Origin of the sequence: Paenibacillus sp. FA6 (assembly GCF_051550225.1) — a bacterium.
In the GTDB taxonomy this organism is placed as follows: domain Bacteria; phylum Bacillota; class Bacilli; order Paenibacillales; family Paenibacillaceae; genus Paenibacillus_AQ.
Genome location: NZ_CP188820.1, coordinates 1129450 through 1155441 on the forward strand (window position 1 = coordinate 1129450; position 25992 = coordinate 1155441).

General features: G+C 41.0%; 25 protein-coding genes. 18 read left to right on the forward strand and 7 right to left on the reverse strand.

Annotation, left to right across the window (positions count from 1 at the left end):
* Positions 1 to 32 precede the first annotated feature (32 nt).
* From ACP8HI_RS05210 to ACP8HI_RS05245, 8 genes are all read left to right on the forward strand, one after another.
* The gene (locus tag ACP8HI_RS05210; RefSeq protein ID WP_438350069.1) at positions 33 to 2384 is read left to right on the forward strand and encodes a glycogen/starch/alpha-glucan phosphorylase; all 2352 of its coding nucleotides are present in this window, start codon (positions 33 to 35) and stop codon (positions 2382 to 2384) included.
* Between the two features lie 282 nt (positions 2385 to 2666).
* Positions 2667 to 3446, forward strand: coding sequence for a CPBP family intramembrane glutamic endopeptidase (locus ACP8HI_RS05215; RefSeq protein ID WP_438350070.1), 780 nt, complete (start codon positions 2667 to 2669; stop codon positions 3444 to 3446).
* 56 nt (positions 3447 to 3502) lie between these two features.
* Entirely contained in the window at positions 3503 to 3940 is a 438-nt protein-coding gene (locus tag ACP8HI_RS05220; RefSeq protein WP_438350071.1) for a hypothetical protein, read from the forward strand.
* Positions 3941 to 3985: 45 nt separating this feature from the next.
* Positions 3986 to 4657 (forward strand): ribose-5-phosphate isomerase RpiA, encoded by a 672-nt coding sequence (gene rpiA / locus ACP8HI_RS05225; protein WP_438350072.1) that lies wholly within the window; start codon positions 3986 to 3988, stop codon positions 4655 to 4657.
* 11 nt (positions 4658 to 4668) lie between these two features.
* Positions 4669 to 5109, forward strand: a complete 441-nt coding sequence (locus ACP8HI_RS05230) for a VanZ family protein (RefSeq protein ID WP_438350073.1) — start codon at positions 4669 to 4671, stop codon at positions 5107 to 5109.
* A gap of 72 nt (positions 5110 to 5181) precedes the next feature.
* On the forward strand, positions 5182 to 5970 hold the full coding sequence (gene pdaA / locus ACP8HI_RS05235; RefSeq protein WP_438350074.1) for a delta-lactam-biosynthetic de-N-acetylase: 789 nt from the start codon (positions 5182 to 5184) through the stop codon (positions 5968 to 5970).
* Between the two features lie 73 nt (positions 5971 to 6043).
* Positions 6044 to 6490, forward strand: a complete 447-nt coding sequence (locus tag ACP8HI_RS05240) for a MarR family winged helix-turn-helix transcriptional regulator (protein ID WP_438351712.1) — start codon at positions 6044 to 6046, stop codon at positions 6488 to 6490.
* Positions 6491 to 6509: 19 nt separating this feature from the next.
* Positions 6510 to 6707: a YwbE family protein gene (locus tag ACP8HI_RS05245; protein WP_438350075.1), complete on the forward strand. Its 198-nt coding sequence runs from the start codon at positions 6510 to 6512 to the stop codon at positions 6705 to 6707.
* A gap of 114 nt (positions 6708 to 6821) precedes the next feature.
* Here ACP8HI_RS05245 and ACP8HI_RS05250 read toward each other — a convergent pair whose 3' ends face one another.
* On the reverse strand, positions 6822 to 7124 hold the full coding sequence (locus ACP8HI_RS05250) for a hypothetical protein (protein WP_438350076.1): 303 nt from the start codon (positions 7122 to 7124) through the stop codon (positions 6822 to 6824).
* A 184-nt stretch (positions 7125 to 7308) separates the two neighbouring features.
* On the opposite strand from ACP8HI_RS05250, the gene ACP8HI_RS05255 reads away from it, so the two are divergent.
* The gene (locus ACP8HI_RS05255; protein ID WP_438350077.1) at positions 7309 to 8304 is read left to right on the forward strand and encodes an N-acetylglucosamine kinase; all 996 of its coding nucleotides are present in this window, start codon (positions 7309 to 7311) and stop codon (positions 8302 to 8304) included.
* 71 nt (positions 8305 to 8375) lie between these two features.
* On the forward strand, positions 8376 to 8807 hold the full coding sequence (locus tag ACP8HI_RS05260) for a GNAT family N-acetyltransferase (RefSeq protein WP_438350078.1): 432 nt from the start codon (positions 8376 to 8378) through the stop codon (positions 8805 to 8807).
* A 44-nt stretch (positions 8808 to 8851) separates the two neighbouring features.
* Here the strand turns inward: ACP8HI_RS05260 and ACP8HI_RS05265 are convergent, their stop codons facing one another.
* Positions 8852 to 9238 (reverse strand): hypothetical protein, encoded by a 387-nt coding sequence (locus tag ACP8HI_RS05265; protein WP_438350079.1) that lies wholly within the window; start codon positions 9236 to 9238, stop codon positions 8852 to 8854.
* 543 nt (positions 9239 to 9781) lie between these two features.
* Here ACP8HI_RS05265 and ACP8HI_RS05270 point away from each other — a divergent pair.
* Both ACP8HI_RS05270 and ACP8HI_RS05275 read left to right on the forward strand, forming a co-directional pair.
* Positions 9782 to 9961, forward strand: coding sequence for a hypothetical protein (locus ACP8HI_RS05270; protein WP_438350080.1), 180 nt, complete (start codon positions 9782 to 9784; stop codon positions 9959 to 9961).
* Entirely contained in the window at positions 9927 to 10298 is a 372-nt protein-coding gene (locus ACP8HI_RS05275; RefSeq protein WP_438351713.1) for an AzlC family ABC transporter permease, read from the forward strand. The genes ACP8HI_RS05270 and ACP8HI_RS05275 overlap by 35 nt, the downstream gene beginning before the upstream one ends.
* A gap of 9 nt (positions 10299 to 10307) precedes the next feature.
* On the opposite strand, the gene ACP8HI_RS05280 is transcribed toward ACP8HI_RS05275, so the two are convergent.
* Positions 10308 to 10472, reverse strand: a complete 165-nt coding sequence (locus ACP8HI_RS05280) for a hypothetical protein (protein WP_438350081.1) — start codon at positions 10470 to 10472, stop codon at positions 10308 to 10310.
* A gap of 417 nt (positions 10473 to 10889) precedes the next feature.
* Here ACP8HI_RS05280 and ACP8HI_RS05285 point away from each other — a divergent pair, with 417 nt between their 5' ends.
* The gene (locus ACP8HI_RS05285; RefSeq protein WP_438350082.1) at positions 10890 to 13334 is read left to right on the forward strand and encodes a glycoside hydrolase family 6 protein; all 2445 of its coding nucleotides are present in this window, start codon (positions 10890 to 10892) and stop codon (positions 13332 to 13334) included.
* A 95-nt stretch (positions 13335 to 13429) separates the two neighbouring features.
* Here ACP8HI_RS05285 and ACP8HI_RS05290 read toward each other — a convergent pair whose 3' ends face one another.
* Complete coding sequence (locus ACP8HI_RS05290) at positions 13430 to 14320, reverse strand: helix-turn-helix transcriptional regulator (RefSeq protein ID WP_438350083.1); 891 nt, start codon at positions 14318 to 14320, stop codon at positions 13430 to 13432.
* A 145-nt stretch (positions 14321 to 14465) separates the two neighbouring features.
* Between ACP8HI_RS05290 and ACP8HI_RS05295 the strand changes: the two genes are divergently transcribed.
* Both ACP8HI_RS05295 and ACP8HI_RS05300 read left to right on the forward strand, forming a co-directional pair.
* A complete protein-coding gene (locus tag ACP8HI_RS05295) occupies positions 14466 to 16427 on the forward strand; it encodes a glycoside hydrolase family 127 protein (RefSeq protein ID WP_438350084.1) in 1962 nt (653 codons plus the stop codon).
* A 213-nt stretch (positions 16428 to 16640) separates the two neighbouring features.
* Complete coding sequence (locus ACP8HI_RS05300) at positions 16641 to 17273, forward strand: GDSL-type esterase/lipase family protein (protein WP_438350085.1); 633 nt, start codon at positions 16641 to 16643, stop codon at positions 17271 to 17273.
* 95 nt (positions 17274 to 17368) lie between these two features.
* Here the strand turns inward: ACP8HI_RS05300 and ACP8HI_RS05305 are convergent, their stop codons facing one another.
* The 3 genes from ACP8HI_RS05305 to ACP8HI_RS05315 form a co-directional block, all read right to left on the reverse strand.
* Positions 17369 to 18040: a tetratricopeptide repeat protein gene (locus ACP8HI_RS05305; protein WP_438350086.1), complete on the reverse strand. Its 672-nt coding sequence runs from the start codon at positions 18038 to 18040 to the stop codon at positions 17369 to 17371.
* Between the two features lie 49 nt (positions 18041 to 18089).
* Positions 18090 to 20075 (reverse strand): GTP-binding protein, encoded by a 1986-nt coding sequence (locus ACP8HI_RS05310; RefSeq protein WP_438350087.1) that lies wholly within the window; start codon positions 20073 to 20075, stop codon positions 18090 to 18092.
* Positions 20076 to 21137: 1062 nt separating this feature from the next.
* Positions 21138 to 23165, reverse strand: coding sequence for a beta-galactosidase (locus ACP8HI_RS05315; RefSeq protein WP_438350088.1), 2028 nt, complete (start codon positions 23163 to 23165; stop codon positions 21138 to 21140).
* 136 nt (positions 23166 to 23301) lie between these two features.
* Here ACP8HI_RS05315 and ACP8HI_RS05320 point away from each other — a divergent pair, with 136 nt between their 5' ends.
* From ACP8HI_RS05320 to ACP8HI_RS05330, 3 genes are all read left to right on the forward strand, one after another.
* Entirely contained in the window at positions 23302 to 24129 is an 828-nt protein-coding gene (locus ACP8HI_RS05320) for an AraC family transcriptional regulator (protein WP_438350089.1), read from the forward strand.
* Positions 24130 to 24239: 110 nt separating this feature from the next.
* Complete coding sequence (locus tag ACP8HI_RS05325) at positions 24240 to 25022, forward strand: alpha/beta hydrolase (protein ID WP_438350090.1); 783 nt, start codon at positions 24240 to 24242, stop codon at positions 25020 to 25022.
* A gap of 35 nt (positions 25023 to 25057) precedes the next feature.
* The gene (locus ACP8HI_RS05330) at positions 25058 to 25942 is read left to right on the forward strand and encodes an SMP-30/gluconolactonase/LRE family protein (RefSeq protein WP_438350091.1); all 885 of its coding nucleotides are present in this window, start codon (positions 25058 to 25060) and stop codon (positions 25940 to 25942) included.
* Positions 25943 to 25992: the final 50 nt, after the last annotated feature.

Sequence of the window (25992 nt, forward strand, 5' to 3'; positions counted from 1 at the left end):
CTGATTGATCACCCCCCAGGAGGGATGCCAATATGTTTAACAACAAGGAAGCGTTTAAGCAACTCTTTCAGGAGAAACTGGTCAGTAAGTTGGGAAAGCCAAAGATGGAAGCTCAGAAAGCAGATGTTTATAAAGTTCTGAGTAGTATGATCCGTGAATATGCCAGTAAGAATTGGATAAAGACAAATCAAAATTACCAAGCCCATCAGGAAAAGCAAGTGTATTATTTCTCGATGGAGTTTCTCATAGGTCGTCTTCTTGGTAACAATCTGCTTAATTTAGGTATGCTTGAGCTTGTTAGGGACGGTCTAAAGGAATTGGGATGGGACCTTGAGGAAATTGAGGAGGAAGAATCAGATGCGGGTCTAGGTAATGGAGGGTTGGGTCGACTTGCAGCCTGCTTTTTAGATTCTCTAGCTACTCTCCAGTACGCAGGTCATGGATGTGGTATTCGTTATAAATATGGTTTATTTGAGCAGAAAATTGTTGAAGGCAACCAGGTGGAGCTACCTGATTATTGGCTTCAGAAGGGAAATGAATGGGAAGTACGTAGACCGGATAAAAAAGTTGAGGTACGCTTCAAAGGAAATGTTGAAATTAGTAAGGAAAATGGAGAATTAGTATTTGAAACACATAACTATGACGCGGTCACGGCCATACCTTATGATATGCCTGTCATTGGATATGAAGGAGAACATGTCAATACTTTACGGATATGGAGTGATTGTTCTGTTGATTCTATCTCTGAATTTCTATATCCTGACGATTCCCAGTATGAAGGAAAGCTACTCCGGCTTAAGCAACAATACTTCTTGTGTTCAGCAGGTGTACAAAGTATTGTGCGTACATTTGAAAAGCTTGGGTTATCCATTGAGCATTTGCCTGAAAAGGTAGCTATCCATATTAATGATACACATCCTACACTTGTCATCCCAGAATTGATGAGGATATTAATTGATGTAAAAGGGTTGGGTTGGGCTGAAGCATGGGAGTTAACTACGAGAACAGTCTCTTACACGAATCATACAACTTTAAGTGAGGCACTGGAGAAGTGGCCTGTTTCTATGCTGAAGGAACTACTCCCACGTATTTACATGATTATTGAGGAGATCAATACAAGGTTCTGCGGCATGCTGATGAAGAAATACCCAGACCAACCGGAAATCGTGCCACAGATGTCGATTATTGATGGTCATCAATTAAAAATGGCGAACTTGGCTATTGTAGGTAGCTACAGCGTGAATGGCGTGGCTGCACTTCATACTGATATTTTGATGAAACGCGAAATGAAGTTATTCTATGATCTGTATCCAAACCGCTTCAATAATAAGACGAATGGAATTACACATCGCCGTTGGCTGCTGCATGCTAATCCAGCACTTTCTAACCTGATTAATGAGTCCATAGGCACACGATGGATAGATTCTCCTGAAGAGATGGTCGGAATATTGAAATACAGTGAGGATAGTGGCTTCCAAGATCGAACTCGGGCGATTAAACAGCATAACAAATTGAAACTCGCATCTTTTATTCATGAAAAACAGGGAATCATCGTTGATCCATACTCTATCTTCGATATCCACGTGAAGAGGCTACATGGCTATAAGCGGCAGTTGATGAACATCTTGCACATCATGTATTTGTATAATCAATTGAAACAAAATCCATCGATGGATAGGATCCCTCGCACGTTTATTTTTGGAGCCAAAGCTGCACCGAGCTATTGGTTGGCTAAAAGAATTATTAAACTTATCAATGTGGTAGCTCACCAAGTTAATCGAGACCGAAAAGTGAATCAGAAGTTGAAGGTCATATTCTTAGAGAACTACTCTGTTTCCTTAGCAGAGAAGATTATTCCAGCGGCAGATGTCAGCGAACAGATTTCGACGGCTAGTAAAGAAGCCTCAGGTACAGGGAATATGAAATTTATGATGAACGGCGCACTGACGATTGGAACGATGGATGGGGCTAACGTGGAGATGCATGACATGGTGGGGGACGCCAACATGTTTATCTTCGGTTTACAATCCGATCAAGTACTTGAATATTATCAGCATGGTGGTTATGCGGTGCAGAATGTATATCACAGTGATGCGCGTGTGCGGGAAGTGATGGATCAATTAGTGTCTCCAGGTTACTTCGGTCTAAATGGGTATGAATTCGAGGACATATTTCATTCTATTATGAGCACTAATGATGAGTATTTTGTACTTAAGGATTTCGCAAGTTACATTGAAGCTCACCAACAGATTGATCGCTCCTATCGTAGTCCGAAGAAGTGGCAAAGGAAATCCATCATAAATATCGCTCATTCCGGTAAGTTCTCCAGTGATTGCACGATTCGTAAGTATGCTTCTGAAATTTGGGGATTAGAGAGGATCTAATATAGTAGAAGGAAACAGATACCAGCTATTTAAGTTGATATCCGTTTCCTTCTGTTTAGTGATATTGATCATTTATTGTCAAGGTCGGTATTCTCCTGTATGTGAAAGAATCGGATGAATATGGACTGTTCGAATGCGAGCTTTATTGCCTTGACAATCGTGATTCCTAATTTTAAGATGGAAAGGCTTACCATCGGCACTTGAATAAACCTTCAATCGAAGAGAAATTAGGGGTTAATGTTGACGTCTACATATGGAAAGAATAATTCAAGTATTTCTTTGATGGCTATGTTTGTTATTTTTGTTGGAACAGTAATCTCGATTCAAATAACAACGGTTTATATGAGTTTGGGATGGATAATCATCCTATGTGGGATTCACTTGTATAAACCTGTAACTCGTCGTATTCGTGATGTTTCATTCTTGAGTGCTCTTTATGCCTTGGGATACTGGATTACCGTCAGTTTGAATTCTTATATAACCGACTATCTTATTTATCTAGAACTTCCTAGGGAATTAATCATTGCATGCTCGCGATTGAGTCTCATTGGATTTGTTGTTCCATTCATTCTCTTTAAGAAGATGGACAAGACTACGACAGATTATATGGCCAAGGGGAGTTTTACAGAAAGTATTCATTTTCCTTTGATATGGCATGGAGTGAAGGATCCAATTTGGAGATTTCTACTGATTGCTTCATGTGTTGTTATTTTATCATTTAGTTTTGTCATTGATGTTAGCCCGGCAAATATCAAATCTCTCCTGTGGGCTAGCATCCTATTTGCGTTGATTAATTCTGTACTAGAGGAAATATTATGGCGTGGGCTCATTCTCAGTCGATTCGTTGATATGTTAGGTGAAGGATGGGGACTCATCATCGTTAGTATTGGTTTTGGAATGTATCATTATTCTATAGGGTTCCCATGGAGTATATGTGTTTTATTCTCTATATTTGGTATGTTATTAGGAGGAATCGCCATCCGTTCAAAAGGGTTGATCCCCGTAATCATCCTTCATTTTATAATGAATATACTGTTCGCTTTAAGTGGATTAATCTTCTAATTGCGTACTCTCGTGTTAAACTGTATAGACAACATGATGAAAAAGGGGAGTACGGCGTGATATATATTGCATTAGTACTTGGTATTATGCTTTTGGTTGCAGCTGGAGTATTAGCATGGAAGAATTCGCAGATCATTGCAGAGAAGAATGAGGATCAAGGACCAAGCTCATCCTCATTGCAATATACGGTTCATATGACTGATAAATGGGAAGATCAGGATTCATTATCACTTATTTCGTTGTTCCACACCTCCTATGTCGTGGAAGAACGGGAATCTCAGGCCCATCTTTGCCGGGTTACTGGCATACGTGGTGAATTGAAACTGTACGAGGCTGAGAATGTTATGCTTCATAATATTAGGCACGCTAAGCTAAAAGGAAGTTTATTGTCCGGTATGGCTATGTTCGACTTGGCGATGAATGAGGATGAGAAAGAAGTTTTGACTCGATTAGAACGGGACTTAATGGAGCAACCAGATGTGAAAGACCGATAAGTTTAACCGAATGGATGTTTACTATTCTTGGGAGTGTGAACTGGGATGAATATGAAGAGAATTGCTGCTGAACACGCTGTACAATATATCAAAGATGGGATGAAAGTTGGATTGGGAACGGGGTCAACAGCCTATTGGGCTATTCAGAAGTTAGGAGAACGAGTGAAAGAAGGTCTATCTATACAGACTGTCGCGACCTCTAAAGCATCTGAGAAACTGGCCATTGAACTTGGAATCCCCATCATACCTTTTACTAAATTGGATGGTTTGGATGTAACGATTGATGGAGCAGATGAAATCAATACAGATCTACACTTGATAAAAGGTGGCGGTGGTGCGCTCCTTAGAGAGAAGATTGTGGCTTATCATAGCGCAAGACTTATTATTATTGCTGATGAGAGTAAAAGGGTACAAACATTAGGTCAATTTCCTCTACCGATTGAGGTTATTCCCTTTGCAGTAGATTGGACGCTTAAAGCTCTAGAGGGGCTTGGTTGCCGTGCTCAGTTGCGCACTGATGATGAACGTTTGTTCATTACGGATAACGGGAATTACATCGCAGATTGCCGTTTTGGATCTATTGCATTACCCCTTGAACTACATAATAAAATTCTAGGTATTCCAGGTATCGTGGACAATGGGTTATTTATCGGACAAGCTGATCTTGCCATTATTGGTCACAGGGATGGTAGTGTGGAAGTATTGGAGCGTAAATGAGGGTATTGAGATTGAAAAAAAGAACTAGAAATATCATTTTGACGATTCTGATTATCTGTTATAGTGGCTGTCTCTTGTACTGGATGTTTATTGGTTTTGGACGGGTTAGACATTCCGGTGGACCACTTAGTTATAACGTAGTACCATTCGAGACAATTCGGCTCTATATTCGGAATATCAATCACTTGCCCAATCGTACTTGGATCATTAATTTATTCGGAAATATGGGTGTGTTTGTACCTTTTGGACTGATACTTCCTATTATCTCCAAAAGAATGAGATCCTACTGGAGATTAATGTTGACGTTTGTACCTGTCGTGATGCTTCTAGAACTATCCCAGATGTTGTTACGTGTAGGGAGCTGTGATATTGATGATGTGATCTTAAATGTTATCGGAGTATGGATAGGTTACGGCATCTTACGACGATTATTTAAACGTTACATATCTTAGGAGAGAACGTGGAATATTACCTCTAACTTGGTTCATGACCTTGAAATCTTGTGCAGAGGTGGAATATTTGTAATGAAACGTCCAGTTCTTCTTTTTATTGCATGCCTGATATTGGCTTTCGGATATACACAGACAAGAGCAGATGCAGGTACTGCTGATCAACGTCCCTATCACTTTGGATTCAAGAAAAGTAAAGACGGACAACTTCCATCCATTAATGAAGAAGGGTTCAAATCTATTTTACAAAAACATGAAGCGATCTTTCTTGGGGATACGAATCAAAAAGAGATTTATTTGACCTTTGATAATGGTTATGAGAACGGGTATACAGCGAAAATATTAGATGTTCTACAAGAAAAGAAAGTACCCTCGATCTTTTTCGTGACGGGACATTATGTGAAAAGCCAGCCGGAATTGGTCCTAAGAATGGTCTCAGAGGGTCATCTTGTAGGGAACCATTCATGGAGTCATCCCGACGTTACTCAGATTTCTAGCGCTCAATTGAAGGATGAGCTGTCCAAGGTGAAGGATGCAGTAGCGAATTTAACGAGTCAGAAGGAGATGGAATATCTCCGTGCTCCTCGTGGTATCTTTAATGAAGCTATGTTAGAATCTAGTCGAAATGAAGGTTATACCAATGTATTCTGGTCTGCTGCATATAAAGATTGGGATACCCAAATCCAAAAAGGATCGGAGTATGCCTATACTCAAGTGATGAATCAACTGCATCCCGGCGCGGTTATATTACTTCATTCGGTTTCTAAAGATAATGCAGAGGCGATGGGACGGATTGTTGATGATGCTAGAAAGCAGGGCTATGTATTCAAGAGCCTTACTGAGTTAGTGAAAAAGACGTATTAAGATTGACAATAGCTCCACTTTGCATTATCTTTAAACTAAGATAATATATTTGGAGGTAGAATTTGTGGTAGAGATTAATAAGACCAAAAGTAATAATGAGCTTTCGCTCGATTTGTTTATTGTGCTAGTGCGGGCATATAATTCAGTAATAGCTCATTCCACTCGCAGTATTCAAAGTTATGGATTGAACTCCACAGAATTTGGTGTGCTAGATTTGTTGTATCATAAGGGCCCTCAACCGTTGCAGAAGATAGGAGAGAAGGTCCTCATTTCCAGCGGGAACATTACTTATGTAGCGGATAAACTACAGAATAAGAACCTACTTGTTAGAATCGCTTCTCCAGATGATAGACGCGTTATATTTGCAGATCTAACGGAAGAAGGAAGAGCCTTCATGGATGACGTATTTCCTCAACATAAGAACGTTATTGTTGATTCTGTGGAAGGTTTAGATGAGGAAGAGAAGAAGCAAGCCATTGGGCTTTTGAAGAAATTAGGACTTTCAGCAGAAAGTAAATGATGAATTGGGAAGTGAATACATGAATGGTCAACTACGATCTACAATAACTGCAGGACTTGAGGTAGATATTGTACTGAAGCAAGATCAAGCAACAGGTAAGCTAACTCGAGGAACCGTCAAGGATATATTGACGAATTCGCCGAAGCATCCTCACGGTATTAAAGTTCGTTTAACCAGTGGACAGGTTGGCCGTGTACAGCATATTATCCAGAAATAAGTTCCGTAATGGGTGAATACTTATGAACAACCTCAAAAAGTTAAAGGCAGCATTGAACTTGGTAATAAAGTTCAATGCTGCCTTTGTTATGTGCCTGTTGTTACTTATGATTCGTTACATCATCCTGAAACGTTCCAATTGCTCCCACAACATCTCTTGAATTAATATTTCCTTCTGCTTAGGACCGAGGAGATCAAAATGAGGAAACATAGTGCGATGATGAATATATTTAGGTGGCAAACCGTTAGCGATACACCATTCAGATAAACGTGTCACATCAGCGCAACCTACTTTAGTCACTGTGTTGAATTTGGGGAATCGAGGATCGATCCAGTAATGAGTAAGGTAAGCAATCTCACCTCTGTTCACCGCAGCTTTCCATTTCGATAATTCTTCCCTGTTGATACCAAAAGCCATCTCTATCAATCTTCCCTATCGAGTTATTAGTATTCATTATACATGAAGGGAAGGTAAGTCGACCAGAATCAAGATAATAAGAGTATTACTTGTGTCCTTCTCATGGAGTATAATAATAATTGTTTCAACATATTAATGGTTGGTGGATGTTAGAGAACATCATAATTACAAGGAGATGCATGCGTTGAAAACAAAAGTCGCTGTTGGAATTGACGGTGGGGGAAGCCACACACGAATTCTTGTCGTGGATCAGCGTGGACAAGCGCTTTCTTATATCGAGACAGGGGGATCCAATCCTTATCATCACCAAGATGCGGATCGTCATCTTCAAGATGGTATTCGTGAAGCTCTTGAAGTTGCCGGGCGTACAGCAGGTGATGTTGTATCTCTAACAGCGGGCTTAGCTGGTCTTGATGATGAGAAGGGTTATTTGTGGGCGAATCAGCAACTTGCGGCTACTGGCATAATGGGAACAATAAGTGCAGTAAATGATGCGTACCCTGCACAGATGGGGGCTTTTCTCGGAGAATCAGGGATTGTCGCGATTTGTGGTACGGGTTCAATTATTTATGGACGGAACGAGCAGGGGAAGGAACAACGTAATTATCAATTTGAACATTATGCACCTGCTGCTGCCAGATTTATAGGATACGACGCTGTTTACCGAATCATTGCGGGCAGGTATGTTCAGGCGGATCTATCCTTCGTAAGAGAAGTATTAGATTTCTTTCAGTTGGATGATGCAGATCATCTTGCTCAGATGGGTGCAATAGGATTCTATGAGGACGCTAAGGTAAGGAATCGTATCTTTGGACATCTTGCGCCTCTAGTGACTTTAGCGGCAGAAGGTGGTGTTCCCTTAGCATGTGAAGTCTGTGATCGTGCTGCAGAATCGGTGGTTATGGGTATTTCTCTCGTGGGCTCTACGTTCCATGCATCGGATATCCGAGTGTCATTTATAGGGAGTGTTCTTTTAAGTACATATATGAAAAAAGCTGTATTGCAACAACTAAGTATTTCTAATACTACTGGAAGAAACTATGTTTACAGCGATGCACAGGTTGTGCCGGTTGTAGGGGCAGTTATTCACGCGTTAAAAGAAGTAGGGTTGGAACAATCAACCAACGTGTTCTCATCCCTTCAGAGATTTGTTCAATCTCACATCATGAGGGAAAGTTGATATTATTCTTTAAACCTATTACAGTTACGTATGAGCAATTCACTTGAACAAATGGGCTGGAGGTATGCAACATGTTGCTAAACATTAAATCTTATATTCACAAGCAGGAAGTGGCAGAACTACTTTCTTATGCTGTTTTTCCAGATGAAAAGTCTTTGAAGGCTGCCATACAGAAGTATGAGGAGACAGAGTCGTTACAGCTTTATGGGTTTGAAGACGAGAAGTTATTGGTAGGGTTGATCGGTTATGTGATGGATGATAAAAAAATCCTTACAGTTCATCATTTGGCTATTTTGCCTGAGAATCGCTTAAAGGGGTACGGTCGGGGAATATTCCTTGAGTTGATCCAAGCTCAAAATCCATCCCAAATTATCACGGAGACAGATGAAGAAGCAGTAGACTTTTATCGAAATATTGGATTTGTTGTGTATAGTCTAGGTGAGATTCACCCAGGAGTCGAACGCTTCCGATGTGTATATGAAGTAGAGGATGAGGAAGATTAATAATTTAATTACTTAAGACAAAGAACCTGAGGGAGAATTCTCCTTCAGGTTCTTCTTATGAAGAGATATATCCCTTCTGTTAATAAGCCAAGGATAAACCCGCCCAACATAAACACCGCGAAAGTCAGAAATCCGGCGAGATCCTCCCAGCCCGACATATCTCTATTCGTGTACAGGAACATAAGCACTAGACCGATTATAATTCCGAAAGTGGTAATGAGCCATACAAGACGCGCGCCTAGCCAACCGAATCCATTAAGTATACCGGAGATAATGAAGGAAGACAGAGCAAGACGCAGGAGAATGATAATATCTAGTTGTTGTCCTAGAAAGGCGAATCGATGCAATCCTAGTAGCAGCCACAAGATGAATCCGTAAGTGACCATCCAGAGGAACCAGTGTCTACTTTTTGTAGAAGGCATAAATTTCATGTGATCCTTCCTCTCCATATCCTTCTCATTGATCATATTAATTATAGTCACAGAATAGCATGATGTATTCATTTATAGAAATTAAGATTGGTGGTGGATTTCATATGTAACACGATAACATCATTAAGGTAATGTAGTCACAAAAAGTGGTATGGTGTATTCATTTGAAATTGGTTATTTATAAATATAATATAATTGAGGTATAATTTGACATATATTTGAGTTAAGGAGGACGCTGTATGAATCAAGTGCGTAGTTATCATGGTGGGAACAGTAGAGAGTTGAAAGTTGAATTTTCAAAGGATGTTTTTCCATAGCACCAGACTTATATGTTGGATTGATTGCCACTCCCAAAGTTACAAACGTGGACAAGGATCCTGAGGTGGATGCGTTACTTACACATATGGAACAAGAAATAATGAATTCTGGTCTTCAAAGGGATTCGATCAGTGAACTTCCTACTATTGCTGCTGGGCGAAGGATTTATGTAATGCGATATCACTGAAATGTCGCACTCCGATTGCTTCATGTGACATCTGTGATATGCAAGAATTGGTCATTCGAAGAGCGGAAGGGAACGAACGTTATTTGCCAATCGGTAAGGTTGATGAATATGAGAATCCAGCACCAGGTGAGATCATCTATGCTGATAATGTAGAGAGAGCTCACTCCCATCGTAATAGGATATATCCCAGCATGTGTCACATTCGGGCTCGTTGGTAAAGCGCTATCGTTGGGGAACTTAGAAGTATTTCTGTTATCAGCGTTAGTTTACGCCGGAGCAAGTCAGTTTATTGGTGCCCAACTGTTAGTGGGCGGGACTGCGGCACCCATTATTCTTCTGCTCACCTTGATTATCAATTTAAGATACTTTTTTATCAGCATGTCCTTCTCAAAAAGGGTAAGTAGTGACTCCCGCTCGTTCTTCAAAGGGATCATTGGCTTTGGGTTAACGGAAAGAGGTATATGCGATAAGTATGATGTCAGAAAAAAACCGTGGGCAAGTAGGGAGTCAATCCATTCCCTATTTACTGGTATTAGAGTTCCTACCTGCACTTAATACTTCACTCTATACCTTGCTAATCGCACTGATTATTCCCCAAATACTCAGGAATAGGATAAATCTGGAAATCTGTATCTCTGCGGCTATCTCTTCGTGGTTGTTACAGCCATTCCTTTGATTTAGCATTCCTTTTCCAATTGAGTATTTAAATTCTTCGCTAAACCTTGCCATACATTTACGCCTCCTCTAGAACTTCTATACTAACTCTACTAATCAAAACTCAGTGAGAACGCACTTGAATTGAAAGGTCTATCATTCTCCACTTCATTCAATCAACAATATCATTTGAAGTATGGAGCAAAGCTATTATTTTTTAAAATTTATCTTTAAATCAATATAAAACCATGTTAGTATAGATAATGACAGTATTTACTATAATTTGTATATATGTTACTTCATTATATCTTTGTGCATTCTCGGAAACTTGAAAGGAGGTGAATTGGCGTAGTTCATTCATAGGGAGGTGATACGTTGAAATGATTTTAGTTGGTATGTGTATAAAGAGAGAAAGGGAATAAAAAACCGAATTGTAAGCGTTTACTTTTCTCTGGGTGGGTTATCTTAAAAAAAATTTAAGGAGCTGAAGAAATGACAAATATATTTAGGAAGAAGTCTTTTAAATTGTTTGTTCTCTTAACATTTCTTATCACTACGTGGATACCATTAGGAGGCAGTAACACTTTCGCCGCTGAAGCCCATGTGAATAACCCCTTCGTTGGCGCAACGCAATATGTGAATCCTGATTATGCGGACCTCATCGACACTTCGATTGCTCAATTGAACGATAGTAACTTAATCGCCCAAATGAATACTGTAAAAACATACCCAACAGCGATTTGGTTAGATCGCATAGCAGCGATCTACGGTGGCGAGGCAAACGGAGGTCGTAAAAGCTTAGAACAAACTTTGGATCATATACTCACTCAAAAACAAGGGAATACACCAATCGCAGCGATGTTTGTAATTTATGATTTACCTGGTCGGGATTGTCACGCATTGGCATCCAATGGTGAACTTCCATTGACCCAAGAAGGTTTGCAAACTTACAAAACAGATTACATTGACGTCATTGCGGATATATTTTCCAAACCTAAATATGATGGAATTCGGATTGTTAGCATTATTGAACCGGATTCATTACCGAATCTTGTGACGAATTTAAATACTCCTGCTTGCGCAGCTGCTAATTCAACGAATATTTATCGTGATGCTACGCAATATGCACTTGATCAATTACATGCGATTCCAAATGTGTACACTTATATGGATATTGGTCATTCTGGTTGGTTAGGTTGGAGTACTAATCTACAACCTGCTGTCGATCTGTTCACGACTGTCGTTAATGGAACAACCGCTGGTTTGAATAGTGTGGACGGATTCATTACTAATACTGCCAATACAACTCCAACAGAAGAGCCAAACTTGCCAAACGCAGATTTGAGTATAGGGGGACAGCCACTAAGATCTGCCGACTACTATGAATGGAATCCGTATTTTGATGAAGTAGACTTTACTGCAGCGTTGTATTCTGCTTTTGTTGCTAAAGGCTGGCCAACGACTACGGGCTTCTTAATTGATACATCTCGCAACGGATGGGGTGGAACAACAAGACCAACAAGTGCTAGTGGGTCTACACCAACGACATACGCGGATTCTGGACGGATTGACCAACGTTTACATCGCGGTAACTGGTGTAATGCAAGTGGAGCGGGTATGGGTATACCTCCAACAGTAGCTCCTTCAGGTTACGCTGAATCACATCTTGATGCGTTCGTATGGGTGAAACCACCGGGAGAATCCGATGGATCAAGCTCTGCCATTCCGAATAATGAAGGCAAAGGTTTTGATAGAATGTGTGATCCTACGTATACCAATGTAAATGGGACTTTGACAGACGCACTGCCTAATGCACCTGTGTCGGGTCACTGGTTTCATGATCAATTTGTACAACTGGTAACCAATGCTTTCCCGGTCATCCCAGGTAGCGGTGGAGGTACGACACCACAAGTTCCTGCCAAACCGACTGCATTGATAGCGACTTCAGACAATGCTAAAGTTAGTTTGAGTTGGAGTGTGGTCACTGGAGCGAGCAGCTATACGGTGAAACGTGCTACGATAAGTAGTGGGCCGTATACGGATATAGCAACCAATGTAACTAGTACAGATTATGTGGATAGTGGAGTGGTTAATGAGACGACCTACTACTATGTAGTAAGTGCTACGAATGGTGTAGGGTCAAGTGCAAATTCTGCAGAAGTGACTGCTATACCAATAGCAGGTCCAACTAATCCTACTGTACCAACATCACCGATAGGATTGATTGCAACAGCTGGAGACACTCAAGTAGGCTTAAGTTGGACAACCTCTACTGGAGCAACCAGTTATACCGTAAAAAGAGCAACGGCAAATGGTGGACCGTATACGAATATTGCAATGGGTATAACAGATCTGAATTATGTGAACTCAGGATTAACCAATGGAATTACTTATTATTATGTAGTAAGTGCAGTTAATTCGGAGGGTGAAAGCTTGAATTCCGATCAAACGGCTGCAACACCTGAAAACGTTTTAGTTATAAGTGATCTGAATGTACAATATAAAACAAACAGTTCCAACACGACAGGTAACACAATACAAGCGAGCTTTAATGTTGTGAACTCAGGTGCCACGGCTGTGAACCTGAGCAATCTAAAGCTTCGATATTACTTCACGAATGAAGGAAGTTCTGACTTAAGCTTTTGGTGTGATTGGGCACAGATGGGTACAAGTCATGTAAGTGGTTCTTTTGCAACAATTAATCCAAATCAAGCAGGTGCGGATACGTATTTAGAGATTTCATTTGGCTCTTCGGCAGGAAGTATTCCAGCTGGAGGACAAAGTGGTGATATTCAAATTCGTGTGGCAAAGAACAATTGGTCTAATTTTGACTTCACTAATGATTACTCATTTAATGGTACGTTAACAAACTATACAAACTGGAACAAAGTAACGCTGCACCAAAGTGACACTCTAGTATGGGGAGTCCAACCATAAAGTTTATTAGAGATTTCATATGTCCGAACGGATAATCCGTTCGGACATATTTATGGATAGAGTCGTCTTAGAAGCTGGTAATCGTGGAATTAAGATCATTCTTTATTCATAAATGTCTGATAATAGGCTCTACGAAACTCTGTCGCCGTTATTCCTTCGTACATTTTGAATAATTTCATAAAGTACTTCTCATCAGGGATACCAACTTCGTGAGATATTTGCTGTACCGTTAAGTGACTACGTGAAAGAAGTTCTTTTGCTTTTAATAGTTTTTGGTGATGAATATACTCTTGCAGATTGATGCCTGTATTTTGTTTGAAGAAGCGTGAGAGATAGTCACGGTTATAGTTGAAATGTTGAGCTACGTCATGAGCACTTAACTTTCCAGTCGCATGTACACGAGTCCACTCCATGATGTTAGATATTTGATTATCCGCCTTACCTCCCCTATGTATTCCTTTCGCATGTTGCAAAGCCTGTTCTGAAACTTCGATTAGTAGTGATGTCAGTAAGTAATGAGCGGCATAGGCGTTATATTCAGGTGAGTTGGCCACATGCATTAGCTGGCGGAACTGAATGTTGACACGGTCAATAATTGGCGGTGAAAAGAAGAGCGGGATGTAAATAAATCCAATCTTAGGTGAGGAGTGTGAATCTGGTGAAGAGGGAATCACAGCGATTTCCCTGAGTATTGTTTCTTCATCGACAAGCTCAACCTCATGTTCAGAACGGAAATGTAGCCAATCAAAGGCTATTCCTGGACAACATTCATCATATCCTTCGTGGAGACGATATGGTTCGAGTAGCATAATATCTCCTGGATTTACTTCATGACGTTGATCCTCTTGTTGCATATAGAGTGTTTCTTTCTTTCCAATCATTAACTCATATGTATCTATGATTCGTTTGGCGTGGGTCCATGGGTGAATGGATTCGAACTGCCCTCCTAATGTGAATTGAAGGGGGGATGAAATATTGAATTTCATATATTCCAAGGAAAAGCACCATCCTATACATTAATAAATAAAGTCAGTTTTATACACCTAAAGTATCATTGAGTCTACCGACAATGTCAATGCTCCTATGTTAATATCAGTTCAAATAGCCATAACTAGGGGAGTGTAATAGATTATGAAGTCAACTTATCGAGTACTACCTTTAAGAAATGTACGAATTGAAGACCAGTTCTGGTCAAAGTATGGCGAGCTTATTCGTGATGTTGTTATTCCGTATCAATGGGATGCATTGAACGATCGGATAGCTGATGCAGAACCAAGCTATGCTATTCGTAATTTTCGTATTGCTGCAGGACAAGAAGTAGGTCAGTTTGGAGGATTTGTTTTTCAGGATAGTGATTTAGCGAAGTGGTTGGAAGCTGTAGCTTACTCGCTAACGACGCTTAAAGATCCGTCACTAGAGAGGATAGCAGATGAAGCTATTGATCTGATTGCAGATGCGCAACAGGAAGATGGGTATATTAATACTTATTTTACAATAAAAGCACCTGATAAAAGGTGGAGTAATCTGGCGGATTGTCATGAGCTATATGTAGCTGGACATATGATTGAGGCGGCTGTTGCTTATTATGAAGCGACGGGTAAGCGGAAATTCCTCGATGTCGTCAGTTGTTTCGCAGATTATATTGATACTGTATTCGGAATAGAAGATGGGAAAATTAAAGGTTATGATGGACATCAAGAGATTGAGCTTGCCTTGGTGAAGTTGTATAAAGTAACAGGACAAGAAAAATATTTAAGGCTCAGTCAGTACTTTCTTGACCAGCGAGGGCAAGAACCGAATTTCTTCGTGGAAGAGTGGGAGGCAAGAGGGCAAATACCATTCTGGCCAGGCCAGTCTGTAGGACCCGCTTCCCGGCCTAACTTGAAGTACAATCAGAGTTATACCCCTGTTCGAGAACAGAAGGAAGCGCATGGACATGCAGTTCGTGCTGTATATATGTACACTGCGATGGCCGATGTAGCAGCGCAGACTGGAGATGAGGGTTTACTCCAAGCCTGTCGTACATTATGGGATAACATCGTAGATAAACAAATGTACATTACGGGTGGAATTGGTTCAACGCATCATGGAGAAGCATTTACTTTTGATTATGATCTTCCGAATGATACGATTTATGCAGAGACATGTGCTTCGATAGGGTTAATATTTTTTGCACAACGGATGTTACAGATAGAATCGAATAGTAAGTATGCTGACGTTATTGAGAGAGCACTGTACAACAATGTCATTGGAAGCATGTCGCTTGATGGTAAACACTATTTCTATGTAAATCCATTAGAGGTATGGCCTAAAGCATCGGAAGGCAATCCTGGTAAGCATCATGTTAAATCGGTACGTCAGAAATGGTTCGGTTGTTCCTGTTGCCCGCCCAATGTAGCTCGGCTTGTAGCATCTTTAGGAGAATATATATATTCCGTCAGTGACACTGAACTGGTTGTTAACCAATATATCGGTGGAGTTGCAAGCGCAACGATTGGCGGGCAAAACTTAGAGATACGTCAAGAGACCAATTATCCTTGGGATGGAAGGATCAAGATTGAGCTTACTCCAGAGAATGAGCATACTTTCACACTAGGTCTTCGTATTCCAGATTGGTGTCAGCATGCAACACTCCGTATTAATGATGAAGAATGTCCACTCTCTGATATCATGCGCGATGGTTATGCAAGAGTAGAGAGAACTTGGAAAGCAGGAGATATAGTACAACTTGATCTGGCCATGGATGTCCAACTGATACAGTCCCATCCTCAGTTACGGGTTAATGCAGGAAAAGTCGCGATTCAGCGTGGGCCCTTGGTATATTGTGTGGAGGAATTTGATAATGATGCTCCGTTAGCCTCGATTACTGTATTGACTGATCAGCCATTGTCAGCAAGGTTTGATTCTGATCTTCTAGGTGGAATGATGATTATTGAAGGAGATGCTCTGCTAGATGAACAAGGCGATTGGGGAAATGAATTATATCGTCCTTTAAAGACTGTAACTAGACCTGTAAAGTTACGCGCTATACCTTATAATAGCTGGGGAAACCGTGAAGCGGGTGAGATGAGTGTTTGGATTCGCAGGAAATAATGGGAATGGAATAAAGAAGATATATATCGTAGAAACAGAAGTGCATCCATAAAAGGGATGCACTTCTGTTTCTTTTTAAACTATAGAGTTGTACTCTATGCACATTTTTATAAATTCAATGTACATTCTCCCGTTGCCAATGGAAGTCGACACTCATAAACTATGGTAATTAGATATTCAGATTTAAGTGATCTATTCAGGAGGTTGAGTATTGTGGTCATCCATTACACTGCGATTGGAGATTCATTGACGGTTGGTTTTGGGGCTATGCCTGGAAACGGATTTGTACCCGTATACAAAAGGCTAGCGGAGCATAAACTGCAGGTTTTTGTCGCCCATGATAATTTAGGGATTAATGGTTTAACTTCACATGGATTGTATGGGTATATATCCCAGAGTACTACCTTTAGACATCTACTGAGTCAGGCAGACATCATTACGATCTCTATTGGTGGGAACGATTTGATTCGGGCGGCGAATTCGATTAGAGGGACGGGATCGGAATTTAATTTCAATCAAACACTTAGAGATTGTAAAATAAACTTCTCACGAATAATGGAATCTATTTATCAGTTGAAGACGAACTCGAAACGACCTTTCATCATCCGAGCGGTGGGGTTATATAATCCTTTTCCGCAAGTAGAGACGGCATCCTATTATGTTCAGCAATATAATCGATATTTAGAAAGCTATACAAGCGGAACATTTGCCGTAGCCAATATATATGGTTCTTTCAGGGGAAGGGAGAGGGAACTGCTCTCTCTGGATCAAGTCCATCCCAATGGCCATGGCTATCGAATCATTGCTGAACAACTAAATAGGTTAGGATTTAGACCGCTTGCGTAGGGTTCTTTTGTTTATCATCGACATCAAGGGGTTGCGGAATATAAATCACCCATCCTCCTCAATTAAAAGGGGGATGGGTGCATATTATGATTGACCTATCCCATTCTTTTCACAATACTTAGAACAGCCCATTTCCGTTCTTGTCGTTTCTTGTATTTAGGCAAAGATCGATAGATATCAATGGAATCAGAGAAGGCAGTCTGTGCTTCTTCCTTGAGTCCCATTTCCTTGTACATCATTCCTAATAGATAGCAGGCTTCGCATGAAGAAGAATGGATATCTTGATACTGTCGAACATATTTCTCTACTCTTCCGTGATCGGAGCGCTGATATATGGATGCTAACCTTAGGTAAGGCTGGCCGTATTTAACTCGTGGATTAATGGAGAGCGCCTTAAGAATATAACCTTCGCCATCTTCGATGTGACCTAACATCAGGTTAGCCGTACCTAAATCATCCCAATATTCTGCTGAATGTTCGAATTGGACCTGAATGCTGCTGAGTATCTCAAATGCTTCTTGGTATTTCTTCCGTTCAATAAGGAGGCAAGCTAGCTCGTGTTTGGAAGAGACATCGTTTGGATTCATTAGAATTTGTGAGCGCAGTTTGGAAATCTTCTTCATTCTTTTGAAAGGTTTCGTTAAGCTAGGGAATACTCCTACATACCGCCGATCTAGAAAGTAGATGACTGCAACAAGAATAAGTATAGCAATGATCGGGTTTCCAACTAACCTCCACAACAGCATAAAACCAATAAACTTACCCATAATATCCTCCTCATTATTGATTAAGAAAAATCATAATCAATCATATCGATTAAAACTGCGATAGCGCATTTCTTACACTTAGAATATATTTGGCTTGATTGAGAGGATCCACGCCGCGTCTTGGGCGATCCACTTGGACGTTTGCCGGGCACTCCTGATATCCAGCAAAGGAAGAAGACATCACACCTTTTCCACTCGTCATCGAGCGAAGCTTCACAGGATATTCAAGCGAAGTCGCTACGGGGAGAATACCTTCCACCATAAATCTACCTGCTAGAATAGATGGGGGAGTGAATTCAGCTCTCATCTGCACGAGATCACTAAGAACTTTGCCGCCGTAATCCTCTGGTGTCGTTATTCTGAATCGTAGAATAGGCTCTAGCAACGTCGTACCTGTGTTGGCAAGACCATTCATAATGCCCATGGGTGTTGCCACTACGAAATCAAGTGGGTGCGTGTGCCATACATGATGTTCACCTTCAGTTAGCGTCACCTTGAGATCAGTAACTTCGAAGCCGTGAAGTCCTTGTTGTAATGCTTCGGGAACACGTCGAGCCACTTCATTCTGGTATCGCATAAGAAGATCATCACTCCGTACTTGAGACTGGTATATGAGTCCGCTTCCGCGTGGAAGGGGCTCGATATGGAAGCGCAGAACGGCCCAACATGGTTTAGGCATCGTATACGCAATAAATCCTTCTCCAGCAAGTGAGGGCGTTTCTTTGTATATGACTGAAGGTTTATCGAATGTTACATCGAGATCGAACCGATTTTTTAGCAAACTCGATAGAATCTCTAACTGTATTGCTCCCATAACCTTAAGGTGAAGCTCTCGCTCATCTTGAAGCCATTGTAAATCAAGTAGTGGGTCTTCGTCTGTTAACTCCTGTAATGCTTCGACTAAGTCCGAATATCGATGGTCATCTTGAATATGTACTTGAACTGTAAGTAGAGGGACAGCGATATTTGCCAAAGGGGGTATTCCAACAGAACTGCCAAGAATATCACCGATCTTACTCTGGTTTAATCCATAGACTGCAGCTATATCTCCAGTGGATACTTGTCCTAGATCGATGAACTTTCTTCCATCGAGTTTACGAATTTGTGTGATTTTCTCATGAATATCTCGAGTTACATTGTGGATTAGATCTCTATTTCGCAGACTGCCTTGATACAGTCGAACGTAAGCGGTGCGTCCCATCGTTTTATCACGTTCAATTTTGAAAATAATACCGGACAGAGGAGCATCATACTCACCTTTAGGGTACGGTAAATACTCGACAATCGTATCCATTAACTCGATCACACCAATGTTCTTTTGGGACGAACCGAAGCAGATGGGGAATAACTGCCCACTCTTCGCGAGACGTTGAAATCGTTGCTTGAGTTCATCCTCTGGGATGTGTTCACCTTCAATATATCGCAACATGATCTCATCATCCTGATCTGCAATAGAAGCTACTACGTTGGATAGATCTATTCCAAAGTTCTGATCGTCTTGTTGTGTATTCCATACGGGAAGGATTCCAGAGAATTGTTCTCCTTCACCTTGAGGAATTTGTAATGGAACAGCCAAAGGTGTGAGTAGGCGTTCAATCTGTTCCATTATACCGTCTACGGAGACTCCAACTCTATCCATCTTATTCACATATATAATCGTGGGGATGCCAAGTGAAGCTAGCGCATGCCAGATGGTTTCTGTCTGGGATTGTATGCCTTCAGCGGCGGAGATGATCAAGACAGCCCCATCCATGACTCTTAAAGAGCGCTCCACCTCCGATAGAAAATCAACATGGCCTGGAGTATCTACAAGATTGACATGGACGTCTCTCCAAACCATCGAAATGTTGGCCGCTCTGACTGAAATTCCCCGCTGTCTTTCAATCTCCAAATGATCCGTCTGAGAAGTTCCATCATCCACACTGCCCAGACTTCGTATCGTACCACTTTCAAATAGCATATGCTCTGTTGTTGTTGTCTTTCCTGCATCCACATGTGCAAAAATACCGACGTTTCTTATTGATTTCACTACCATCTAAACAACCCCGTTGATTACAAATTATAGTTAAGTCTATTTGCTCAATACCATAACTAGTGTTTGACAAACATTGGTGTAGGATGCCGCTACGATGATGGATTGTCCCTCCGATCGCTGTTGCCCTCTGATTTCTTGATTGTATACCGCATAGCGGTTGAAAACAGAGGGCAAAGGCGAACGCTACCGCTTCTTCAGGACAATTCCGTCACCTTCGCTGCTACGTACTTCTTTCAAGCCATATTACTTAAGATCACGAAATCAGATAGGATCTTTTGCCATCTGATTTCAGCTAAATAGTCAATCGCTGATTTTGTGGTTGAACCAGTCTATTATATCACAGGGTCATCAATGGGTGAACAGAATGGTGGTATTATCAATGCTGTCATCGAAAACAAGCCAGAGCTCCTATACACAAAGGTGGGCTCTAGCTTGTTATGGTCTAAATATTATTATAACTGACAATCCGTCAATCTATTTACGGCCCAATACGGAAATTACCGCTCGACTATTTCGATGAAATATGATTACGGTTGGACTCGATTAAAGCTTACACTGGTCTTGATCCGTTGAGAAGTAATTTAAAAACCACCCTACTACAGTTTTATAGAGTCAACACCAACGTCATAAGGTATAAAGCCTACAATGGTATATCTTTTTTCCTATTAATGGGTCAAATTCAATTACTTATGATTAAATACCTGCATGAATGCAGATATCTTCACGATATCATTAGTTTCGAATGAAAAACTTGCGCTTTCACAGGAATATGACACTTATTTAAACAAGAGGATAAGACGAATGTCTCCATCTGATTCCGTGTTCTTAAGTTCCTAACTAAAAGGGATTGGGTCGGATGATATGAAGAAGCACGAAGTAGCGCAGGTAACGGAATTGTCCTGAAGAAGCGGTAGCGTTCGCCTTTGCCCTCTGATTTCATCCGCTAAAGCGGTATATAATCAAAAAAATCAGAGGGTAACAGCGATCGTAAGGACAATCCGTCATTGTAGCGGCATCCTACACCAATGTTTGTCAAACACTAGTTTTGGTTTTGAGTTCTATTTACTTCATCTTTAGAATTTGAACGCCTTGGCCAGCGATTTGTACGGAACCTGTAAGGTCAGTTTCTGTTAGGAGGTCACGAACTTGAAGTTGTCCTAATTCAACGGCTTGCTCTGTTGCATTATGATTCATGATGAATAGGAAGTCTTGACCATCCTTGGAGCGACGGCTTACTTCAACACCTGTTGGTGTTTCAAGCAAAGGTTCGATTCCTTTAGCGTCACAAATGGATTTCAAGAGACCATCGATGAACTTATCATCTGGATCGGATGCTACATACCAAGCTTCACCCTTACCGAATTTGTTGCGAGTCAATACTGGCATGCCTTGATAGAAATCCTCGCCATATTCAGCTAATACTTCTGCACCTTCGCTGTGCAATAGATCGCATAGCAATCCACAGTTGTATTCTCCTTGAAGATCGCCAAGAGTGTTTTTCATAACAATTTTGTTGTACTTATCTGGGTAGAGTGCATCAACTTCTTCTACCCAGATTCCAAGCATTTTACGAAGCTCGCCTGGGTATCCACCTAATGTAACCATATCGGTCTCATTAACGATTCCGCTGAAGAATGTCGTTAAGAACGTTCCACCTGCTTGAACGAAATCTTCTAGCTTCTTGGCAACACCTGTTTTCACCATATAGAGGACAGGTGCAATGACAATATCATATTTGCTGAAGTCACTATCTATACTGATGATATCCGTAGAAATGTTACGACGGAATAACGCAGCATAATATTTGTGAACTTGGTCTACATAATTGAGGGCAATGGTTGGCCCGCTTGACTTCTCTGCAGCCCACCAGTTATCCCAATCGAATAGAATACCTACTTTGGATTCAGTCACAGTATCTAATGTTGTATCTCCCAACAATTGTAGTTCTCTACCTAATTCGGCTACTTCACGGAATACCCGTGTGTTCTCATGGCCAACATGTTCAATGACAGCACCATGGTACTTCTCACAAGCTCCAGCAGAACGACGCATTTGGAAGAACAAGACGGTATCCGCACCATGGGCTATAGCTTGATAACTCCATAGACGCATTACGCCTGGACGTTTCAGGGAGTTGTAAGCTTGCCAGTTCTGTTGACTTGGTGTCTGTTCCATCAACATGAAAGGTTGTCCACCTTTAAGTCCACGCATCAGGTCGTGAGCCATCGCTGTGAAGCTGATCGGTGTATCAAGGCCTGGATAACTGTCCCAAGAGATGATGTCCATATATTTAGCCCATTTGAAGTAATCAAGTGGTTTATAGAATCCCATCATATTTGTAGTAATCAATGATTCTGGAATAACCGATTTAATGGCATCGTACTCCAGACGGTAGCAATCCAGCATCCCATCTGAATTAAATCTAGCATAGTCTAGTGAAATACCTTGGAATGTGGAGCTATTATTGCCCCAATGCTCACTAAGGTTGGAGGCTGGCACAATTTCCTCCCAATCATAGAAAGTATGTCCCCAAAAATTCGTGTTCCAAGCTCGGTTAAGGTTATCCATTGTACCGTATTGTTCTTTTAGCCACACACGGAAACCGGCCGCGCAGTTATCACAGTAGCAATCTCCACCGTACTCATTGGAGACGTGCCATACAAGAATAGCAGGGTGGTCTTTGTAACGCTCTGCTAGCTTAAGAGCCATACGCTCGGAATATTTGCGATACGTAGGACTGTTTGGACAGGAATTATGACGTCCACCGAATTTACGTTTTTGTCCATTGGTGTCTACACGTAGAACATCTGGATATTTGGTTGCCATCCAAGCAGGATGCGCTGCAGTACTTGTACCCAAGCATATATACACGCCGCTATCATACAAGCTGTCGATCAATTGATCGAGTCTCTCGAAGTTATACGTATCTTCATCAGGTTGATTAAGTGCCCAAGCAAAAACGTTAATAGTGGCCATATCGATGCCAGCTAATTTAAACATGCGCAAATCCTCTACATGCGTTGCATGATCGTATTGCTCTGGATTATAGTCTCCACCGTAGAACATTTTTGGAAGTTTACTGCTAATCATGTTCTTCACCTCTTCATATAAGAATAATACTATGATATATCATTTATATATCCTTTAAAATATAATAATAATTAATGAGTATATAATAATACGGAACTAATTAGTCGATATTTGGATGGATGGGGGAAGGACTTCAATGCATGCACAACACCGTCGATTTTTTACCAATATGGGAGAGCGACAACTCCCTCTCTATATGGAAAGTATTGGATTTAATCAAGCGCAAGAGAACTTTAATAGACCTAGTGGTTATCCCTGCTACCATTGGCTACAAACGATACGTGGAGAAGGAGAATTCACATTCGGAGGCAACACTGTACTGTTAAAAGAGAATTCAGGAGTTCTATTACTCCCCAATGAGCCGCATGAATATAAACCCACTTCGGATATATGGGAGACTATGTATATTACATTTATGGGAACTCAAGCGAATGCTATTCTTTCTTCACTTGGACTGAATCAATCTTCATTGTATCAGTGGGATCTGGAAAGTCAGTTGCAGAACTATGCAGCACGGGTATTAGATTCAATTAGCAGTGATCGGGATGTATCCGAGCTTGATGTGTCAGGAGATACGTATCGATTCCTTATATTGTTAAAGAAACATGGTCGTGTTAATAATCTACCATCTATCTCACACGCCATAGAGCGGCTAGAACCCGTTCTTATTTTAATGGAAAAGAGCTATGGTGATCCAAATTTGGGTCTTGAGTTGATGGCGTCAGAGATTGGGATTAGTCCACGTCATTTGAATACGATGTTCAAGCAGACTTTCAGAATGACTGCATATGCGTATTTAATTATGTTTCGAATCCGTAAGGCGAAGGAAAGGATGACAGGTGATTCTAGTATTACAGTCAAAGATACTGCTCATCATGTGGGCTTTCGCGATGTCAGCCACTTTGTAGCTACATTCCGTCGGATTGAAGGGGTGACCCCAGAGCAATATCGTATATTATATTAACCTGTGCATTTATTAATTTGGCTATAGACTGTAAAGACTCATATGTTTAGAATGATAATGATTTCATAAACTTCACGATGATGAAGGAATAGAAAGGTAGTGTAAGCATCATGAATATTTCTCTTTGGCAAGAGCAAGCACCTTTTGCGGTCCAAGGTCGAGAAGAGGATATGCCTCATCTTGTTCCTTATATACATAAAGGTAGCTCGAGTGCGATCATTATTTGTCCTGGGGGAGGGTACCACCATTTAGCAGAGCATGAAGGGGAGCCTGTGGCAAGATGGCTTAATGAACATGGTATTTCTGCTTTTGTACTCAAATATCGAATTGCACCTCATCATGGACCTGCACCACAAATGGACGGTCGTCAGGCTGTGCGATATGTGAGGGCACATGCTGATGAATACGGTATCGATCCTAAGAGAATAGGGATACTTGGATTCTCTGCAGGTGGACATGTAGCCGCTATGACAGGAACGACATATGATTTGGGGAACCCGCAAAGTGATCATGTAGTAGAACGTGTAAGTTCGAGACCTGACTTAATGATTCTATGTTACCCTGTTATTACCATGAAGTCATTTGGGCATGCAGGATCACGTGAACAACTAATAGGTCATTCACCTGATGAACAGATAGTGAATCAGTACAGTGCAGAAACCTGTGTATCATTAGATACGCCACCAGCTTTTATATGGCATACGGCTAATGATCAGTCTGTACCGGTTGAGAATAGTCTCCAATTTGCACTTTCCTTAAGCCGACATGATATACCTTATGAACTGCATGTTTTTCCAGAGGGAAGACATGGGTTGGGACTCGCAAAGGAACTTTCAGATGTAGGCAAATGGACAAGTCTATGTATTAGCTGGCTTAAGAATCAAGGATGGTAATCATAGGCTCAAAAACCTTTAGGAGGTTCTTATAGATGCAGTCATTGAAAGTGGTAGTTCATGCTAATGCAACATTAGGTGAAGGTCCAAGTTGGGACGCGAATTACAATAGACTTTTGTGGGTAGATATTGAAGGTCATCTATTGCATATTTACTATCCTGATTCGGGTAACGATGTTGTTTATAATATAGGACAATTGATTGGTGCTGTTGTTCCTTATCGGGAAGAAGAAGTTATTGTAGCTTTATTTGAAGGTTTTCATAAATATCATTTATCTACAGGGGAACTTACGCTTATCTCCAATCCTGAACAAGACATCCCTAACAATCGTTTTAATGATGGTAAATGTGATCCAAGTGGGCGATTCTGGGCTGGAACGATGAGCCTTAAAGGTCAAGCGGATTGCGGGTCACTTTACTGTCTAGACCATGATTTATCTGTCCGTAAAATAGTAGAGAATGTCTCCACGTCAAATGGATTAGGATGGAGTCCAGATGGTACGATCATGTACTTTATAGATACTCCTACTCGTCAAGTCGATGCATTTGATTATGATCTGGCTACTGGGACCATCCGTAATCGGCGGACAGTATTTACAATGCCGGAAGATGCAGGTTATCCAGATGGAATGACAGTGGATGCAGAAGGTATGCTCTGGATTGCGGAGTGGAATGGGGGACGGGTGGCTCGATGGAATCCTTACACGGGTCAGTTGCTAAATGTGGTTTCGGTACCTTCAGGTCATGTGACATCCTGTGTATTTGGCGGCAAAGATTTGGAAGACCTTTATATCACGACGGCATGTGTTGGGATGAACGCTGAGGGTTTGAAAGCGCAACCGTTATCGGGTAATCTTTTTCGTATTAGAATGGGCATTAAAGGACAACCAACACATCCTTATAAGTCGCTAATGAATTAACCTTTCGTGATCATATTGGCCAAGAAAGGGCAAATTTTCAGTTCATACAG